Genomic DNA, 18,779 nt, shown 5'->3' on the forward strand with positions numbered 1-18,779 from the left:
CCCCTAACGTCTGCAGTGCCGCCGGACCGTTGAGTAACACGGGCGGATTTTGCGTGTGTTGGAAACGAGGCTCGGTGTGGCCGCTGCGCCGTCGATGGCCATGCCCGGACGCAATCACTGAGTGTGAATCGTGAGACGCCGTGGACGGTCGCTACACCGGCTAATCGTTCTGGCGACATCGTCGACGGAGCCGGTACTGGCGCGGTGTCAATCGACGCCCGTTAGGCGCCGCCGTGCGTGGCTGCGCCAGCGTGGCGGCGACGATCAGAGGCCAGCGGGTCAGGCAACAAAACGACACTGTGAAGCGGGTGTGCGCGTGTCCATGTTGCGGCCGCGGTTGAGGTGATCGTCGATTTCCGCGGCGCAGCCGAGCATGCGCGGATAGAGAAAGATCGTGAAAGCCGCGGTTTCGAGGTCCGCTTCGCTGAACTCCCCGCGTTTGAGCGGCTGCCACAGCATCTTCAGCAGCAACGCGGCGATCACGGCATCGACATTGACGCAGTAGACGGTACGCGACACGCCCGCGGCGAACAAGGCCTGCACCAGCGCGCGGTAGTACGCGTGAAACACGTTGTATTCGCCGCGCGCCTCATAAAGCCCGGCGATGAAGACCTCGCGCGGATCGTGATTTACCGGCTTGTCCTTGAAGACCGGGTGGTTCACGCCCGGCAGCTTGGCGATATCGAGGCTGCCAGCTTGCTTCTGACGCGCCTTGTACTGCGCGTAGCGCTCGACGGAGCGCCGCGCGAGCGCTTCGAGATCGACGCCGTGATGCGCGTCGGCGGGATCGTCGAGGCCGCTGTCGCGAAACGCGTCGTTGAGAAACGCGATACCTTCATATCCGTTGCCGCCGTGCGTGTATCCCGAGTGCGTGAGAAAACCCATCAGCGCCTTGTTCAACTGCACGCGTTCCGGGGACTCGGGACCGTCCGCCGATACCGCGCCCTTCGCGCCTTGCGCCGAGATCGCACCCGGTCCGTTAGTGAGCAGCAGTCCCGTCAACGTTCTGAATGCGAACAGATCGTCTGCGGATGGCTTCACGCCGAGCAGCGCTGCGAATGCCACTTCCGTCAGCGAGCGCTCGCCGAGCAGTGCCTCGGTGGAAAACTCGCAAAAGCTGTCGGGCTGGTGGCGCGACGCGTCCGCCGAGGCGCCGATCAGCGTGCCGAAGAGTTTCGTCCACCATGGCAGGTTCTCCGCCGTCAGACGCGAGATGCGCTTGCGCATGAGCGGGCCCCAGGCGAGTGTCGTCGTGATCGCCGCGAGCACGGCGTCCGAGCGCGGATGCCCCGGGCCGTTGGCAACCCACCGCACGAATACGGAACTCACGCCGCGTGCGGCGAGCCCGGCGAGCATGGCTTGCGCCTTCGGGTCGGGTGCATCGGAGAAGAGTACCGCGCTGCCTTCAGTGTCTATCGCGTGGACGTCGAAATCGCGATCGAACGGGTCCACGAGTTTTGCAGCGGCGAACCGGTCGATCATCAGCCTCGCTGCCTCGCGCGCCGCGCGCTGGCGGTTCGGCCCGACGATCGCCGCTGCGGCGGCAAGCACCGCGTTGGGTGCGTTACCCGCTTCTCGTGCCGCTTGCGCCGCCGCCAGTTCAGGCGTGCCGTACAGGTTCACTGCCGCGCCGACCGCGACGTCGATGAGCTTCTCGTCGTTTGCGCCGCCGAACTCGTGTAGCAGTGCGAGGCACACGTTCGCTTCGAAGGAATGCGTCGCCGCTTCGAGCATCGATACGCCGTGCAGGCTGCTGACCTGCGTCTTTGCATCCATCTGCGAGGCGCCCGAGGCATCTTTCAATGGCTGCCGAGGCGGGATCGCCCCGATCTGGTCATTCACCCGCGCGACCTGTTCGTCATACGGGGCTACCGCTCCCACGACTGCAAGCGCGAGATCGCCGGGCAGATCGAGCCCCTGATCCGAGCCGAACCACGGCTTGAGCGCGAGGCTGCCTTCGGGCTCGAAGTCGGGCATCGTTGCATTGGCGCGCATCACCGCCGTGAGCGCGGCAGGAATATGGGCGATGTTCGTCACCACCGCACCCTTCGCCGAGCAGCACGGATCGTCGGGCGTGAAGAGCCGTTCGACGCCGAACTTCTCCTTGAACCAGCGTTCCTTCGCGAGCGCGTCGTCGGCGCCGCCCGCCATCGCGCCCGCATGTCCGACCGCGCGCGTGAGACGGCTTTTCCAGCGGCCCACCACGCACGCGACCACGGGCTTGTTGAAGTGCGCGTCGGCCTCGTAGTATCCGCCGGGCTCGCAGTACAGCACGGCGGCCTTGCTGCGCGCGTCGTTGGCAAGGGCAAAGGCGAATTCTGGCGCGGCATAGTGAATGTAGACATCCTTTCCGCTGGAAATGACCGTCGACGTGCCCCAGCCGCTCATGCGCAGATACTGGGCGATCGTGGTGCTGAAGCCGCCGGAGTTCGAGAAGATCGCGATCGATCCCTGGCGCAGTGTGGCGCCCGGATCGTCACCGCCGAGCGCACCGCCGATCCGCACGCGCTGCCATGAGTCCGCGACGCCCAGCCCGTTCGCGCCGAAGATGTCGATGCCCGCCTGCTGTCCCATCGCGCGGATCTCACGGGCGTCGTGCACGGCAATCTTTTCCGTGATGATGAAGATCTTGCGCAGCTCCGGATTCACGCGGATCAACTCGGCCACGCCGTCGCGCGCGGCCGAAGGCGGCAGGTACACGACACCGCAGTTGAACCGGTGACCGGTTTCCAGGCCCTCGCGCACGTTGTTGAAGACGGGAATGTCGCCGGCGGGCGTCGGGAGCACCTGTCCGCCTTTGCCGGGCGCCGTGCCGAACACCACATTCGCGCCCGAGAAGGCGTGACTCACCGGCGTCACATCGGACGACTCGCCACCGAGGATATTGAGCACGCAAACGCGATCTTCGCGCGTGGCGATGTCTGCCAGCGACTGAATGCCGACGAAGTATTTGAAGTGGCTATTGCCTTGCTTGTGCATGTCGATCTCCTCAGGCCGATGCCATTTGCGATTGAGCGTCGCGCGCGCCGATGCGCGCCGCGACCTGCGAGCGTCCACCCGCCTGCATCCATGCATCGGCCTTGCGTGCGTACTGGATTACTTCGCTGATGTCGGAGTCGAAACCGAAGAGGCGGTAAGGCAGGCCGAGCGAATCGCAGGTGTCGCGCAGGGTGGACATGCCTCGCACCAGGTTGGGACCGCCGCGCCCGAGCACGACATAGAGCGGCGTCGGACCATGCTCACTGAAGTGCTCGCGCAGCGCATCGGCCATCGCGCGCAAGGTTTCGTAGATGTCGGTGTTGTTCGACTTGCCGCCGATAATGAAGAGTACGTTGGACTGCTTGAGCCAGTGCCGGAAGCAGATGCGCGCCACCTCTTTCATCTTTTCGTATGGTGGATTGCCGCCGAAGTCCGACGAGATGATGGCTGCGTCTCCGAGCATTTCCGTGACAAGGGAGTTCGCGCCGCCGCCGAAGGTGGGCGCGAGGATGGTGCCGCGCTCGTTGATCACGTAGACATCGCTTTGTCCCTGGTGCGTGCGAAGCTGGTTGATCTCCTGTTCGAAATCCGAGTAATCGGCGGCGAACAGATGCGCAGGCAGTCCAAGCCGCGAGAAACGCGGGTCGTCGCGATCGAATCCGCACTTGAAGTCGCAGGCGACGGGCGTGAGACGCCCCTTTTGATCTTCGCGCATGCGGATCGGGTTGAGTTCGAGCGTTGTCATGCCGAAATCATGGAAGAGTTCCCAGAGCTTCGGTAATTGCTGCACGAGCGGCGAGATGATTTCACGCGGCGCACCGATCTCGCTCAGCGCATTCGCTACGACGAACGCCTTCAGGCCGGTCAGCGCATCGAACGGCACCATCGCGACGTGCTTTGGATCGACCTCCTCGATGTCCATTCCGCCCATATGCGACAGCGTCATGGTGGGAGCGCGAAAGCGCGTGGAATCGGTGATCGAAAAATAGACTTCGTGTTTGGCGGGTACACCCGCTTCGAACGTCACGCCGTTCGCCTTGGCCCTCACATGACCGACAACGTGCTCGGCAAAGTACAGCCGTTCTTTTTCCGCGAGCGCTGTCTTGAGATCGGTCGCGCGGCCGAGCAGGCCGGCTTTGCCTTTCTTGCCCACGCCGCCCCTGAACACCGGTTTGATGAATATCTGACCGTATCGATCGATGAGCGACTTGATCTCTTCCTCGCTGGCGCCGGGGCCCAGCACCTCGCTGGACGGAAAGCCGACGAATTGCAACAGGCGCGCGCCGTGCAACATTCCGGTGATCTGCATGTGAAGTGTCTCCTGAATTTTCAAGGCAATAACGAATGAAGCGGATACTGCGTATTCGGTCAGCTCACTGCGGTAGGTGCGAGACGCACCGCTGCCGTGGATACGCTCGAAGGCAGCGGCAGGATTCTCATAGCGAGGTGGCGCAGGCGAGACGCGCGTAGGTGACGGTAGGAGGCAGCCATAATCGGGCTTGAACTGGGATGCGGCGAAACGCGGTTCTGCGCTTCGCGCCTGTCTCCGACGCGTTCTCTGTCGATGCGTTGACGAACGTCTTGAGTATCGATATTTGATCAAGCTGTCCGAAACGAGAAGTGCAATTTTCTGAAGCATTGATGTTCAGCAGTTATCAATGCTGAATGAAAGGACGGCGCCACGACGCGAAAGCATCGGCGCCGCGACCGCGCTTGCGGGCAGCAGACGCAGGAGCAACCTTCAGGTAAGCGATGCGGACCGCTTGGCTGTGCGGCGCCGGCGATACAGCGCGAGGGTCGCGCCAAGCCCGCATGCGGCGGCGAAACTCAGCCAGTAGCCGGGCGCGGCCTTATCGCCGGTGATCTCAATGAGATACGTCGAGACGGCGGGCGTGAAGCCTCCAAAAACCGCGGTGGCGAGACTGAACGCGAGCGAGAATCCAGCCACGCGGACCTCGGCGGGCATGACTTCAGTGAGCGCTGCGACCATCGCGCCGTTGTACATGCCGAAGAAAAACGAGAGCCACAGAAGCACGATCAGCATGCGGCCGAAACTCGGCGCCGATGACAGCCAGGAGAGCGCCGGATACGAGGTGCAGATGGCGAGCACGGTGATGGCGATGAGAATTGGCTTGCGCCCGATGCGGTCCGAGAGCGCGCCTCCGATCGGTAACCAGACGAAGTTCGAGAGGCCCACGCAGAGTGTGACGATCAGGCTATCCGCAGTGGTGAGCTTCAGCACAGATTTGCCGAAGGTCGGCGTGTAGACCGTGATGAGATAGAACGTGGTAGTGGTCATTGCGACGAGCAGCATGCCCGCGAGCACCGTGCGCCAGTTTTGCAGCATTGTGGCGAATACTTCACCTGCACGCGGATGGTGGGTGCGCGCCTTGAATTCATCAGTTTCCTGCAGGGTGCGTCGCAGCAGAAAAATAACTGGCACGATCGCACAACCGACGAAGAATGGAATCCGCCATCCCCATGCGCCGATTTCGCTGGCCGTCAACAGGTCATTGAGCAGATACCCGAGGGCGGCCGCGACCACGATTGCGACCTGCTGGCTCGCGGACTGCCAGCTCGTATAGAAGCCCTTGTGTCCCGGCGTCGCCATTTCCGCCAGATAGACAGAGACGCCGCCAAGCTCGGCACCTGCGGAAAAGCCTTGCAGCAGACGCCCTAGCAGCACGAGGGCAGGTGCCAGAAGTCCGATCGTCGTGTATCCGGGCACACACGCGATCAGGATCGTGCCGCTCGCCATGATCGAAAGTGTGACGATCAACCCTTTGCGGCGGCCCACTTCGTCGATGTATGCGCCGAGCACGATCGCCCCCAGCGGACGCATCAGGAAACCCGCACCGAACACCGCGAAGGTGAGCATCAGCGAGGCGAACTCGCTCGTAGATGGAAAGAAGATGCGCGAGATGTAGGTCGCATAGAAGCCGAAAAGAAAGAAGTCGAACTGCTCCAGGAAGTTGCCACTGGTTACGCGCAGGACGGCGCCAGCCTTCGAGGTTCGACCGTGCGCGCTATCCTCGGCGTTGACTGATGAGGGATGCATGAGTTGTCTCCATGGATGTGTTATGTGAGTGCCCGCCAATCGGAGGCGTTGTCGTTACGACCGACCTCAATCCGAGCCGAGTTGCAGACGGCTGGCTTGCCGCTTTTCGATCGATGACTTGAGGAGCGCCGCACAGCGATAGATCCCGTGGGCGAACTTGCCGTAGGGCAGCGTGGCGAAGAGCGCCATCACGACACCGAGGTGGAAAGCGAGGAGCCACGCCATCGCAGCAGTGTCGCGCCATGCGAGGAGCGCGAGGCCTGAAGCGCTAGTCAGGAGCAGCAACGCGATGAATCCGCGGTCCATCGGGCGCTGTTTCGGATCGTCCCGGCCAGGATCGCGACGCAGGTTGAGCCAGAGCAGGCCGGCCGGCCCCACGAGCAAACCGGCTCCACCGATCGTGCCGAGCAGCACGGGGAGGCTCAGAACCGGGTAAGGCGCGTGCAGGTTGAGCGCATAGTGATAGAAGGTGGCCACCACCGTTGCCGCGAAGCACAGCATGAAGCCATAGAAAGTCAAATGATGGAAACGCCGCCGAGCGAGCGTGAAGGCATCATTCGATTCGTTGCAGCCGTCGCCATGGCCCCCGTCGAGATACTTCAGGGTGAGCGCGTGCTTCGCGGCCTCTGCGATGGCCGGCGCGCTGGCTGTTCCCGCCGACACGGCACGCCAGAATCGCGACACGCCGACGCCGAGCGCGAGCATCGCGAAGCCGAAAACCGCGCCGAACATCGCCGCGAGCAGGTTATGCGGGAAAATCGCGTAGAAGTTGCCGCCCAATGCGCCCGCGGACAGCGACCCCTTCAAGCCGATACCAAGCGCCAGAAAGAGGGCAAGCCCGATCGCGAGCGCAAGCGCGACGGTCAATCCATTGCGCTTGTATAGCGCGCCCATCGGCGCGGGCCACGCATATTCGGCATAGGTTTCCAGGCGGACTTTGGCCATCGCCTTCGGCACGTTCACGGCGAACTCATGCGGCGGCGCATACTGGCAGGCGTGATAGCACGCGCCGCAGTTGTGGCACAGGTTGGCGAGGTAATTGACGTCCGCCTTGCCGAATTCGAGGCGCCGTGTCATCGCTGGAAAGACCGCGCAGAATCCTTCGCAGTAACGGCACGCATTGCAGATTTGCATCTGTCGCGAGACTTCCGCTTCGTTTTGCGTGAGAGGAAGTACCCGGATTATCGACGTCGCAGGCTCGCTGGTCGCGGCGTGGCGGCCGGTGACGGAAGGCGAAGCGAGCTCCCGCGCTTCGCGGACAAGTGCTTCAAGCTTCTGCACGTTGAACTCCAGTATGATGAGCGGCGGCCATCGCGGCTTGCGTGCCGGCAATGCGTCCGAACGCGGTGCCGATCGACATGCCGACGCCCGCCGTATAACCTTTGCCGAGCACGTTGCCGGCCATCATTTCTCCCGCTACGAAAAGGTTTTCGCTCGGGCGTCCGCCGAAATGCACCTGGGCGTGGTCATAAACCTTGAGCCCCAGGTATGTGAACGTGATGCCTGGCCGCAATGCATAACCAAAGAAGGGCGGGGTATCGATGGGCCGCGCCCAGTGGGTTTTCGCTGGCGTGAGGCCTTCCGTGCGGCAGTCGTCGAGCGCGGTATGATCGAAGGTGCCCGCGCGGCAGGCAGCGTTGTAGGCCCGGATCGTCTCGACGAACGTCGCTTCCGGCAGTTCCAGTTGACGCGCCAGGTCGGGTAACGAATCGGCCTTCGTGCCCGGAAAAACTGGTGGCATGAAACGGCCGATCGCCTTCGCGTCGATAATCGAGTAGCCGATCTGGTCAGGCTGCTGTGCGACGAGCCGCCCCCATATCGCATAGCGTTTCGGCCAAAAATCTTCACCTTCGTCGTAAAAGCGGCGTGCATCGCGATTGACGACGACGCCGAGCGACACGCAGTCGATACGCGTACAGATGCCGCCGTCATAAAGCGGCGCGCGGGCGTCGATGGCAACGCAATGCGACTGCGACGGATCGCCGATGGCATCGGCGCCCGACTCGATCATGTGCTTGAGCAGCACGCCCTGATTGAAGCGCGTACCGCGAATGAGGAAATTGTCGGCGGGCCATTCACCGCGCTCGTTTTGTCCCCACGCTTCACGCAGCCATTCCCGATTCGATTCAAATCCGCCGGCCGCGAGCACACAGGCGCGGGCTTCGAAGCGTTGTCCGCCGCTGTGCGCTGCGACGAAACGGTCTACATCGAGTTCAATTGCGTCGACAGTCGTGTCGTAGCGGATTTGCACTCCGAGCGCTTCGGCGCTGCGATAGTAGGCATTCACGAGCGCCTTGCCGCCACCCATAAAGAACGCGTTGGTTCGTGCGACATGTAGCGCACCGGAAAGCGGCGGCTGAAAGCGCACCCCGTGCTTGCGCATCCACGGACGGCAAGTCGATGATGCCCGGATCACGAGCCGCGCGAGCGCCTCATTCGTGATGCCGCCGGTTACCTTGAGCAGGTCTTGCCAGTATTCCTCTTCTGGATAAGCGTCGACCAGCACGTCTTGCGGCGCGTCGTGCATGCAGCGCAGGTTGCGAGTGTGCTGGGAATTTCCGCCACGCCATTCGCGCGGCGCCGATTCGAGAAGCAGGACGGTGGCGCCGGCTTCGCGCGCCATCAATGCAGCGCATAGTGCCGCGTTGCCTCCGCCAATAACAAGAACGTCGACCATCTGGGTTGTCTCCTTTGAGACAACTATAGGAAGCACGGGTCGGCGCCGCCATCAGGGAGGCGACAAGGGGTCTTCACGTTTCGTGAAGGGTGCCGCACGCAGTGAGGCGCCGGGCCAGAGGCCTGCGTTGATCACATCGCGCGCGACGTCGCCCAGCACGACGCGCGCGGCAAGCCCGGCGGGCGACAACTCGTCGTCAGAGACGCTCGCGATCAGGTTCGGCCTCGTTGCGTATGCCTCCAGGAGCGGCACGCTCGTCAGGGACGCATTCTCCGTGCGTGCGAGCGCCGCTCCTGGCTGGATCGTTGCACCGAGTCCACCGCGCACGGCGTCCATGAGCATGGCGAGGCCGTCGACCTCGGCGGCGATGGATGGGACGTAACCGGCGCGCTTGAATGCGGCGTCGAGCAGTGCGCGAAGGCCATGTGTGCCGCTTGGCAGGATCAGCGGTAGGGCGCCCAGCTTCGCGATTGAAGTTCGCGATCGCCCGGGCATGCCGGGCAGTGTCGAAGCACCGATCACGAATAGGCGCTCGTCGAGCAAGGGCATGACGCTCCACCGTTGTGCGGGCTCTTCACGAAATAGGATCGCGAGATCGATTTGCCGCGCGCCAAGCATTGCGCCCAGATACCCGGATAGGCTTTCGACCATGCGCAGCCGTACGTCCGGATAGCGCTCGCGCATCGCCTGCATGAATGCCAGTCCAAGCACACCTGTCGTGCTCGGTGCGAGTCCCACGCTGACGTGGCCGGATAGGCGAGCCTGGCGGGCGGCAACCGCGGCATCATCGATGTGGCGCAGCGCGAGTTGCGCCTGACGCCAGAAGGCGAGTCCTGCATCGGTGGGCACGACGCCGCTCGAGGTTCGCTGTAGTAGGCGGGTCGAGAGCTCGCTTTCCAGTCGGCTGATTTGCTGGCTGAGCGCCGACGTGACGACGCCCAACTCAAGCGCGGCTTTGCCCATGCTGCCATGCTCAACGACGCTGACGAAATATCGTAATTGTCGAAGTTCCATCGAAGGTCTCAGTGTTGGCGGTCCCGGAACTTAACTCGAGGTTATTCGGGCTCGAACCGGTCAGCGCGCTCGCATTGCGGCGCATGTTGCCCGAATCCCCATTTTACGGCTTGGCAAAGACAGCCTTTGCAAGCCGTTTTTCAAGTTCGTCTCGATAGTTAGCCGGCGAGCGGCTGTCCGGAAGTACCGCAGCATTCTCGATCCGTATCGACGTCTATAGATCCTGCGGCAGGACCGTGTAGACAATCCCGCACAGCGCCCCTGCAACATTAGGCGGATTCGGCGAAACGTGCTGGCACGCCGGACGAAGTTGCGAACCTGGCCGCTCTACCGATGCGATTAGACGGTGCCTTATGGCAGAGACTTCCTGATGGATGGCCGTTACCGTTACCCCACTGGTTTGGATCGCTTGCGCCGCGGTAGCGGCTCGGGAGGCGGTTGTTACCTCGAAAGCGGCCATTGTAGCCTTGCAGCCCCAACGGCCGAGATGGGGTCGCGTCCAGCCGATCGCAGTCTTCCGATGGCTCGGGCCTCGTATGCAAATTGCATGAGGCAGTGACCGGCCACAAGCCGCCGGTCGAGGTCGCCATCCAATCTGAATAACCAAAGGCTCGTTCGCCCTTCCTCAATGGCCGGTCTCCGGCGAGCGAATTACCGGTGGCACTGCCTCAACCCGGCCATCAACAGCCTTTCACTTTGCCGGTGCCAAGTCGGTCGGGGGACCGCTCCGCTCAGAAACCCACCATACATTCCACAGGTGGGAGGAAAATCGCCCCCTTAGACATTTCTTGACTTGCAGATTCCGTTGGGACGTCGGTGATGGTTACGATGCATCCACCACGGGAAATTAGTTTGAACCCGCAGAGTTTCCGTTAACGATGCGAAACAGACCTCCCTTAGTAAAATCTCGGAGGCATTGCAGAGCAGGGATTACGGTGGGACCCCGTAAACTCTGCTAGTTCTTAACGAAACTTATACATTGAGGCATCGTCATGGCAGTAACTGGCTACACCCAGCAAGCCTATGCACAATTCGTTCAACAAGGCGGAACGTTTACCTTCCAAGTCGAGGCGGAGGACATCGACGAAGTCAACGGGGACAAGTTTGAGCAGTATCCGTCAATCTCTCCGTATCTCCAATCTGGCTTCGAGTTGCCCCCGTCCAGTGTTGTTATTGACGACCCCAAGGCGTACGCGCAGGCGATGCTTCACGGAGTTATGTGGACGCGGTTGATCGTGTATGTGTATTCGCGCGGCGGCAAGATCGTTTACCACAAAATCGGACCCGGATCGTATCAAGCGGTAGCCACGATTTGATCGGATCAAGTGCGTAGCAGTGATACGCGCTGCGCACGCAACCAGCCCGGATGAAGGGTCGACAACCCGTGATGCGTTGGTGATTCTGATCCGGCCAGCAAGACAAAAGTCAGAAACGGATCGGTCCCCCTTCGACACGCCGCTTCGTTGGCGCATTGCAGCACGCGGCGTTGGCCGGTCGACATCATGAATTGGTCCAACAAGCCTCGATGCACTTTTGCCGTTGCGCTGGATCGCCGATGCTTAGGGTTTGCTGTTTGCACAATGCGACGGTGCTCTCCGCCGTCACCATCGCGGCAGAACCTGGTTAGTAGATCGATGCGGCGACAATCACCACGGCTGCACGATCCTAAGGCTCCTGCCTCGCGCATGCTGGCTCGCTTTCCCGTAGTCCATCGCAGCCTCCCGGCCCGTTGGCAAGGTTTTGCCTTAATGAAACAAATTTCCGAGGGGCTTGTGAAGAAAGTCTTCGCTGCTGCCGTGGCACAAGTCGCCGCACGGGTTGTGAAAAATCGAGTTCGAGTCGCCGAAAATTTGTCCGGGATTTTTCACGAACGAATTGTCGCCGCCCCAGACTTGCGCGGGGTTACGGGCGAATGAGTTAGGGCCACCAAAAATCTGATCGGGCTTATTGACCATGGAGTTGGGGCCACCCGCCAACGCTTTGGCGCCATTGAATCCGGCTTGGATCGCCTTTACAAGATCATTGTTTTTGCCGAAGCATCCGTCGTCGCCGCCGATCTTTCCCGAAAGACACTTTTGCAGCTCCGCTTGGGTCAGCTGTTCCGTCACGCAGGCGGCAAACGCGTGCGGCTCCATCATTGTCGAAATGGCGCACTGAGCGACGATCATTTGCTCTGGGGTTAGGTTGCCGCCGCCGGCGCAAAGCGCCGCTGCGTAGGGGTTGCTTGCGTATTTCGCCGCGCAGCTCGCAAGCCGCTGCTGCTCCGGAGAGAGTCGAGTTCCCCCGGCGCACACCGCGGCCGCATAGGCATCGCTCCGATGGTCGGTGACGCATCCGACGAGCGCCCGATCTTGCGCGCTAAGGTGTCCGCTTGCGATGCACAACGCGGAGCCCGTGGGGTCCGATGAATGCTGCTTAACGCATTGCACTGCGTGCTGCTGTTCGGGCGAAAGGTGCGCGTGATTTGCGCCGATGCAAAGCGCGCTCTTGCTGGCGTCCCTAGGGTTCGCTTGAACGCACGCCAGATCACGCTGTTGCTCGGCGGGAAGATTGGCGGCCGCGATGCATGCAGCGGCTTGCTTGGTGTCTTGTCGGTTGCTGGCGAGACATTGCACCGCTCGCGTCTGCTCGGGGTTCAGTTTGGCCGCCGCCGAACAAGAGGCTGCGGCAGCCACCCCGCCGTTGGCCTTGCCGACGCACGCCATCACGTCGGCGGCCTGCTTGGGCACCTTGACGCCCTGCGAACACAGCGCAAACAGACCGGCCTTCGCCTGTTGTTGGTTCGGCATATATTCTCGAGCGCACTGCGTGACGTGCCGCTGCGGGGGCGACATCATTGCATTGTTCCAGCAGGATACGAATCGCTTCGATTGCTCGTCGGGCGTGCGGGCCGCCAACGCCTGCGGCTTGCACTGCCGCGCCGCTGCGGTTGGCGCTGGATGATAGGAGGCAATCGCCACGCTGTTGACGAGGAGCAAAAACAGCGCTGCAACAGCGGCAACAGCACTGAACAACGCCCGACGCAGCGGATACTTCCCAGCAGGGGACGGGCGCTGTGGCGTGTCGGACGTGCGCAGACACTCAGGCAAAGACCGCTGCGGCCAACACGCAGCGAGAGAGCTCGTGCTTAACGGGCGGCCCATGCGCGCCTCCAGTTTGTTTTTGACCTGTTTTGTGCCTATTTCCGAGTCGCTCGCTTGCTACACACTTTAGCCGGCGCCGAGATGTCGTCGACGCCCATCGCTCGTCAGCGCATCGCCTTGCCCGCGAGAGCTTCCCATTGATAATAGAAGACCAAGCAGCCATCGTGACGAAATTTTTGAGGCGTTCAATCGGGCGACCTGCCCCCCGCTCCCCTTAACGCCAGGCGCGTCCCGCAACCGGCGTCTGACAATCCTTTTCCTGTTGGACATGCTTGAACAAGTCCGAGAAGTCGCGCGGCTCATTGAACAAGACGGGGTTCCGTTCGCGACCCCCTTGTGCTCCTCTGAGGCAGCGTTCTGAGATCGGCGGAAACGGCGCAGAAACCGACGCCATCAGCGCGCGAGCCGCTCGAGGATGCTGTCCATAACGCGCGGGGTCGCAGGGGCGCGCCAATGCGGCGCGGGCGATCGAGCATTCGCCACCAAGCCGGAAACCTACTTTTTGGCTTTCTTCTCCCCAGCCGGCTTTTTGTCCTTCGCTTTGGTGTCGCCGCGCTCGGTCAACTCGAATTCCGGTTCGTAGAGGCGGACAAGCTCGTGGATAAACGTGCGTGCGTGCTCGATCGCTGCTTGCGCCTCTTCGAGCGAGCAGAACTCGCCTTGGTGAGCTATCCGGTTTCGCTTTGAATTGATTTCGTTGGCTCGCGCCTTGAGGCCATTGATTGCCTGAGCCTTGTTTGTGTCGGGCGCGACAAGCGGCGTCAAAAGCTTCTGCATCTTTCCCGAGATCCCGTTCGCCCACATCAGCATCTCATTGACAAAGGCGGGCAAGAATTCGCTCTGTTCCGCAAACTCACGACGGATGGCGAAATTGGCGGCGATTTCAGTGGCTGTCGCCGCGCGCACGACGGCCGCGGACCACTGCTCTTGAGAATGCAGGCCGTAGATCTTGTTCCATTGGCTTTGAACCTTTTCAAGGTCTGTGCGCTCGTTGTAGGGCTTCTTCATTTGCGAGGAAAGTAGCGGAGGATCAGGCTCACGATTGTCGCATCAACGACCCGAGGACGGACAACGGCCGCAGGTTGTTCAATTGACGACCGCCCGCAATGGCCGAGAATTCGCTCCGCGAATGGCCGCTGCACTCCTAAATGCGCCGCACGGGTCGCGACATGGCGACCGGCAGCAACGGGTCGGGAGTACGCCCTGCCGACTGGCCGCTTTCAAGCAGCGGAATTCCACTGGCCGCTTTCCAGCGATGAGTTCGAAGAGCGGACTGACGCGGCCCGACCCGTTGCGGTCGGTAGATCCAGCGCGACATGCAAGGCGGATTTAAAGGTGCAACGGTCGTTCGGCGTGCAGTATAGGAAGGCTTCCGGTCACTTCTCTGCGGAAGGGGACGATGAAGCAATACGATCCCGCCTACAATCGCTTCCAAACATGGCAAATCGATGCTTAAAAGGAGAACACCAAACGTGTATCGACATTTTGTCAATAGTGTGGAAGAGGCGGTGGAATTGGCCCTGCGCTTCAAGCAAGAGGGCCGGTACGACTGGTTTCGAGGTCAAGTGCAGGCCAAATGGAAGCCGTCATCGTCGATGGAGCGGGCAATCGAGCGAGGCGAGAAGCATGAATTTCTGATGCAGCGATTGATGGAGTTCTTGGGTTGGGCAAAAACGGTCCCCGCACTGAGTTATCTCACCGACCCAGTGAATCGTGACCAAGCATTCGCGATATTGCAGCATTACGGCTTTCCAACTACCTATATTGATTTCACCACTGAGCCTGGCATCGCTGGCTTTTTTGCGTCCGATTGCAAAGAAGCGCCGCCGGCAGGGACGCACTCAGCGATCTTTTGCCTAGATACGGCAGACATCCGGCGCTTCTATGACGAGAATATGCCGCCAAGTAATAGCGACGATTCGGAGCAGTTGCAAATCGACCTTGTCTCGGTAAACGTTGATAACCTATGGCGACTTCAGGCGCAGGCCGGCCATTTCCTATTTGCCAACCACAGTTGGTACGATTTTTACGACTTAGACCGGATCGAGTTCCCTTGGACCGGATATCCATCATTCCCACCAAGAACCCAGATCTATCCGGAACACCGTAGTGGGTTGGAACAATTGCTAGATAACTATTTCGAAGAAGAGCGACGCCGCTTGCACCGAGAGAATTTTCAGCGAGACCAACGCGAACGCGCAGCATCGGGGCAACCAGTGTTCAAGCAAATTATCGTTGGTTGGAACGAAGTCAACGACACGGCATTTGTCAGCCCACCCGAGAATCTGCCGAGCTGGGGCGCTGAATTTTTGAAACCCTGGTTGGAGATGCCGGCCGAATCATTCCACGAGGTGTTAGGCTCTCGACAGACCGTCACGCTTCGCAGCGCCGTCAATGCCCCTTTACCAAGCACGCAACTAGCCTACGGTATTTGCGCTGCAATGCGCCATGATCCATCCTTGCGTCGGCGCGCGGTGCAATGGGAGTTGCTGGGCTTGCCCGATGCGGTGAACCGCGAGCGCCTAGAAGCACTGATACGCGAAGCGTGGAACGGCATGAGACGCCTCCCGTATGCCAACGACGACATCGCCGCGGCTTGCGGCGTGCTGCTTGAACTGTGTGCACAGCCAGGTTGCCAGTCGTCTGATGGCGGCGTGATTCTTAACGCGTTTACAGCATGGCGCGCCGATGCAATGGAAGTGGAATTCGGCGCGAAAGGTGACTCCGGTACGCGCGGCTTCTGTTCCGCCGAGCGCCTGCGCCAAGCAATCAGTTCTGCATGGGTCGACAAGTTGCCTCCTGAAATGTCTGCTATCCGGCCTAACGATGCTTTTCGGCTATGCCAAATTCCTTATAGAATGTTCGACTTTCCCGCTTTCTCGAAGCTTTTCGGGCGAGAGCTGATCCCATCGCAGTTGGCACGTGGGCTATCGTTAGTTCATTTCAATCCCGCTCGGCTTGACGTTCTCGGGCTGCCTTAAGAAATGCGCCACGATCGCTAAAAAAGCATGTGGCGGGTGGGGATGTGGTCAAAATCTTGGACCGGTTAAGCGATGAATCCCCGACCTTTCCGGCACTCGACTGGGCTGAGTGCGCCCAGCGAAATTTTGATCTGCCTTTCGTTGTACCACCTGATATAGGCGTCCAGTGCTCCGATGAACTGCCTAATCGAGGTTGATGGCCCGTCACGGAGTGGAGCCGACGCTTGAACGCCCGGGCGACGATGCACGTGAGCGGCCGTTCGTGGCCGATTGTGTGAGGTCGCCAACGGCCGCTTAGTGGCATTCCCGTTTGCAAAACCTGCTTTTGGCTGACTGACCGGTTTGAAGAAAGTTGTCTGACCGGAGTGGGTCGAAGAGCGACCGCTGTGCGGCGCGCACAATCGATCTCCCTTCATTGAAGAGGAGGTTGACATGGATACGCTTAATTCTTCCGGTACTCGTCGGGCGCCGTGGAACAAAGGAAGGTTGACTGGCCAGAAGCCGCCGTTGAAGCTGCGCGAAATTTGGGCGATTCGGACGAGGCTTCACATGTCAGCGAACGTTCGCGAGCTGGCACTGTTCAATCTCGCAATCGACAGCAAGCTCCGGGCATGTGATCTAACGCGACTTCAGGTGCAGGACATTTGTATGGGAAGCCACGTGGTCTCGCGAGCGACCTTCATGCAGCAAAAAACGCAACGACCGGTGCAGTTCGAAATCACTGAGCAGACTCGGCAAAGCGTCGCGGCCTGGATTTCGGCGCGGGGACTCAAGCCGGCCGATTATTTGTTCCCGAGGCGGCTGCACGCGTCAGCGCACGTGTCGACGCGTCAGTACGCTCGCATCGTGCATCGATGGATCGCGTCAATCGGACTGGACGATGCTGCGTACGGCACTCACACGATGCGCCGCACGAAGGCATCGTTGATCTATCGGCGCACGAAGAACCTGCGCGCAGTTCAGCTCCTCTTAGGCCATACCAAACTTGAAAGTACGGTGCGTTACCTCGGGATTGAGGTGGACGACGCGCTCGAGATGGCCGAGCAAACGGAGGTTTGACAGATCATGACCGGCGAGCGGGCGCCTTGCCGGCCAACAACGGACGTTCGTGCCGTACATTGGTTGGGCATTCGGGCGGCGGCTACGCGGGCTGGGACCGGACATTCGTCGATGGGATGGCAAGCCGCCGGCTCATCCCCAGCGCGGATACCTATAGGAGTGCGGCCAAACACGATCCCACCGTCTAGCCCTGCATTCCGATAGCAGATTTCAGTGCAACAGGTGGGGAAGACACAATGGGCGATACCAAAAATGGTATCAATACTAGGGTTCTTTTATATTGGACGCATGCTAACGCTGGACGTAGACTTGCTGCCAACCTACTCGAGGGCAAAAATCAAAACGAGCGAGATCGGAGCGGGAGACACGAATTACATCAATGGGCGCCGGGACAGCTGCGTCACAAGGGGGTATCGCAGCAGTCCCCTGACCCGAGTAAAGTGGCCGCCTGATATGCGCACGGTGACCGGGCGCAGTCCTGCAAGGCCGTTCGGGCCGCGAATGCGTTTTGCCAATGGCGTCTGGGTCTTTCGTGCACGATGAATTTGTACCGAAGACGGGTGCACGCTTGAGTGTGGCGAGGCGGAGCTTGATGAGGTCGAGTTCCGCATCATCATCGAGACCATCTATATGTGGGCCTGACACGGACAACTCAGAATCAAACCGCGGTGCTTTAACAATACGGTCGCCTGGACCGCGGCGAGAGCGGCACTCATTCACACACCGAAGGAGACATTCCAATGAAACGTCTGTTCTTGAAAACCCTAATTGCGTTCATGGCGCTGCCAATGATCGGTATCGCGCATGCCGACAGCAAGGGGCTGGTTGCTGTGTCCATGCCGACCAAGTCCTCGGCGCGCTGGATTGCCGATGGCAATAACATGGTCAAGTATCTGCAGGCGGATGGTTACACCACCGATCTCCAGTATGCCGACGATGACATTCCGAATCAGCTCGCGCAAATCGAGAACATGGTCACCAAGAAGCCGAAGGTGCTGGTGATCGCTGCAATCGATGGGACGACGCTGACCGATGTGCTCAAAAAGGCGCACGATGCCGGCATCAAGGTCATTGCATACGATCGCCTGATCAAAGGCACGGCCGATGTCGATTACTACGCGACGTTTGATAACTACAAGGTCGGCGTGCTGCAGGCGCAGTCCATTGTTGACAAGCTTGGTCTGAAACAGGGTAAAGGCCCGTTCAATATCGAACTGTTCGGGGGTTCGCCCGACGACAACAACGCCTTCTTCTTCTATAACGGCGCGATGAGCGTGCTGGATCCGTACATCAAGAACGGCAAGCTGGTGGTGCGCAGTAAGCAGTTTGGTATGAACAAGGTCGGCACGTTGCGCTGGGATGGCGCCGTCGCTCAGGCCCGCATGGACAATCTGCTCTCGGCTTACTACGGCAATGCTAAGCTCGACGCCGTGTTGAGCCCGTATGACGGTCTGAGCATTGGCATTCTGTCGTCGGTCAAGGGTGTGGGCTATTGCACGGCTCAGCAGCCGTGCCCGATCGTCAGCGGGCAGGATGCCGAGATTCCTTCGGTCAAGTCCATCCTGCACAACGAGCAGTACTCTACTGTGTTCAAGGACACGCGTCAGCTCGCCAAGGTGACGGTTGCGATGATCGACGCAATGGCACAAGGCAAGCAGCCGGAGGTGAACGACACCAAGACCTACAACAACGGCGTGAAGGTTGTTCCGTCGTATCTGCTCAACCCGGTACTGGTGGATGGCTCCAACTGGAAGCCAATCCTGGTTGACAGCGGCTACTACACGGAAGCGCAGATCAAGTAAGGCAATATCGAAGTCGAGCCTGTCGCCGGAGACGCCACGTGCGCTCCGGCTAGCGGACCCTGCAAT

General features: G+C 60.6%; 12 protein-coding genes and 1 pseudogene. 4 read left to right on the plus strand and 9 right to left on the minus strand.

The window, feature by feature from the left end:
• Positions 1-279: 279 nt before the first annotated feature.
• From B0G81_RS08235 to B0G81_RS08260, 6 genes are all read right to left on the minus strand, one after another.
• Positions 280-2,979: a CoA-binding protein gene (locus tag B0G81_RS08235; RefSeq protein WP_134134329.1), complete on the minus strand. Its 2,700-nt coding sequence runs from the start codon at positions 2,977-2,979 to the stop codon at positions 280-282.
• A gap of 10 nt (positions 2,980-2,989) precedes the next feature.
• Positions 2,990-4,288, minus strand: a complete 1,299-nt coding sequence (locus B0G81_RS08240; RefSeq protein ID WP_134134330.1) for an ATP-grasp domain-containing protein — start codon at positions 4,286-4,288, stop codon at positions 2,990-2,992.
• 432 nt (positions 4,289-4,720) lie between these two features.
• Complete coding sequence (locus B0G81_RS08245; protein ID WP_134134332.1) at positions 4,721-6,037, minus strand: MFS transporter; 1,317 nt, start codon at positions 6,035-6,037, stop codon at positions 4,721-4,723.
• 66 nt (positions 6,038-6,103) lie between these two features.
• Positions 6,104-7,318, minus strand: coding sequence for a tricarballylate utilization 4Fe-4S protein TcuB (gene tcuB, locus B0G81_RS08250; protein WP_134134336.1), 1,215 nt, complete (start codon positions 7,316-7,318; stop codon positions 6,104-6,106).
• Complete coding sequence (gene tcuA, locus B0G81_RS08255) at positions 7,305-8,714, minus strand: FAD-dependent tricarballylate dehydrogenase TcuA (protein WP_134134341.1); 1,410 nt, start codon at positions 8,712-8,714, stop codon at positions 7,305-7,307. Before tcuA ends, tcuB begins: the two co-directional genes overlap by 14 nt.
• A gap of 51 nt (positions 8,715-8,765) precedes the next feature.
• Positions 8,766-9,728, minus strand: a complete 963-nt coding sequence (locus B0G81_RS08260) for a LysR family transcriptional regulator (protein ID WP_134134343.1) — start codon at positions 9,726-9,728, stop codon at positions 8,766-8,768.
• 992 nt (positions 9,729-10,720) lie between these two features.
• Here B0G81_RS08260 and B0G81_RS08265 point away from each other — a divergent pair.
• Positions 10,721-11,044, plus strand: coding sequence for a hypothetical protein (locus B0G81_RS08265; protein WP_134134345.1), 324 nt, complete (start codon positions 10,721-10,723; stop codon positions 11,042-11,044).
• Between the two features lie 429 nt (positions 11,045-11,473).
• Here B0G81_RS08265 and B0G81_RS08270 read toward each other — a convergent pair whose 3' ends face one another.
• Entirely contained in the window at positions 11,474-12,742 is a 1,269-nt protein-coding gene (locus B0G81_RS08270) for a hypothetical protein (RefSeq protein ID WP_134134348.1), read from the minus strand.
• A gap of 624 nt (positions 12,743-13,366) precedes the next feature.
• The gene (locus tag B0G81_RS08275; RefSeq protein WP_134134352.1) at positions 13,367-13,879 is read right to left on the minus strand and encodes a hypothetical protein; all 513 of its coding nucleotides are present in this window, start codon (positions 13,877-13,879) and stop codon (positions 13,367-13,369) included.
• Positions 13,880-14,343: 464 nt separating this feature from the next.
• Here B0G81_RS08275 and B0G81_RS08280 point away from each other — a divergent pair, with 464 nt between their 5' ends.
• Entirely contained in the window at positions 14,344-15,852 is a 1,509-nt protein-coding gene (locus tag B0G81_RS08280) for an FRG domain-containing protein (protein WP_166678935.1), read from the plus strand.
• A gap of 65 nt (positions 15,853-15,917) precedes the next feature.
• Here B0G81_RS08280 and B0G81_RS43510 read toward each other — a convergent pair.
• A pseudogene (locus B0G81_RS43510) lies at positions 15,918-16,049 on the minus strand (IS3 family transposase); the annotation flags it as partial.
• A gap of 235 nt (positions 16,050-16,284) precedes the next feature.
• Between B0G81_RS43510 and B0G81_RS08290 the strand changes: the two are divergent.
• Positions 16,285-16,911 (plus strand): tyrosine-type recombinase/integrase, encoded by a 627-nt coding sequence (locus B0G81_RS08290; RefSeq protein ID WP_134134364.1) that lies wholly within the window; start codon positions 16,285-16,287, stop codon positions 16,909-16,911.
• Between the two features lie 740 nt (positions 16,912-17,651).
• Positions 17,652-18,713, plus strand: a complete 1,062-nt coding sequence (gene chvE, locus B0G81_RS08295; RefSeq protein WP_106286004.1) for a multiple monosaccharide ABC transporter substrate-binding protein — start codon at positions 17,652-17,654, stop codon at positions 18,711-18,713.
• The last annotated feature ends 66 nt before the right edge of the window (positions 18,714-18,779 follow it).

It is taken from the genome of Paraburkholderia sp. BL6665CI2N2 (genome assembly GCF_004366535.1).
Classification (GTDB): Bacteria; Pseudomonadota; Gammaproteobacteria; order Burkholderiales; family Burkholderiaceae; genus Paraburkholderia.

Coding starts and splice junctions, on each gene's coding strand:
- B0G81_RS08260 (WP_134134343.1), bottom strand. CDS start 9,728: ATGGAACTTCGACAATTACGATATTTCGTCAGCGTCGTTGAGCATGGC.
- B0G81_RS08240 (WP_134134330.1), bottom strand. CDS start 4,288: ATGCAGATCACCGGAATGTTGCACGGCGCGCGCCTGTTGCAATTCGTC.
- chvE (WP_106286004.1), top strand. CDS start 17,652: ATGAAACGTCTGTTCTTGAAAACCCTAATTGCGTTCATGGCGCTGCCA.
- B0G81_RS08265 (WP_134134345.1), top strand. CDS start 10,721: ATGGCAGTAACTGGCTACACCCAGCAAGCCTATGCACAATTCGTTCAA.
- B0G81_RS08235 (WP_134134329.1), bottom strand. CDS start 2,979: ATGCACAAGCAAGGCAATAGCCACTTCAAATACTTCGTCGGCATTCAG.
- B0G81_RS08245 (WP_134134332.1), bottom strand. CDS start 6,037: ATGCATCCCTCATCAGTCAACGCCGAGGATAGCGCGCACGGTCGAACC.
- B0G81_RS08290 (WP_134134364.1), top strand. CDS start 16,285: ATGGATACGCTTAATTCTTCCGGTACTCGTCGGGCGCCGTGGAACAAA.
- tcuA (WP_134134341.1), bottom strand. CDS start 8,714: ATGGTCGACGTTCTTGTTATTGGCGGAGGCAACGCGGCACTATGCGCT.
- B0G81_RS08275 (WP_134134352.1), bottom strand. CDS start 13,879: ATGAAGAAGCCCTACAACGAGCGCACAGACCTTGAAAAGGTTCAAAGC.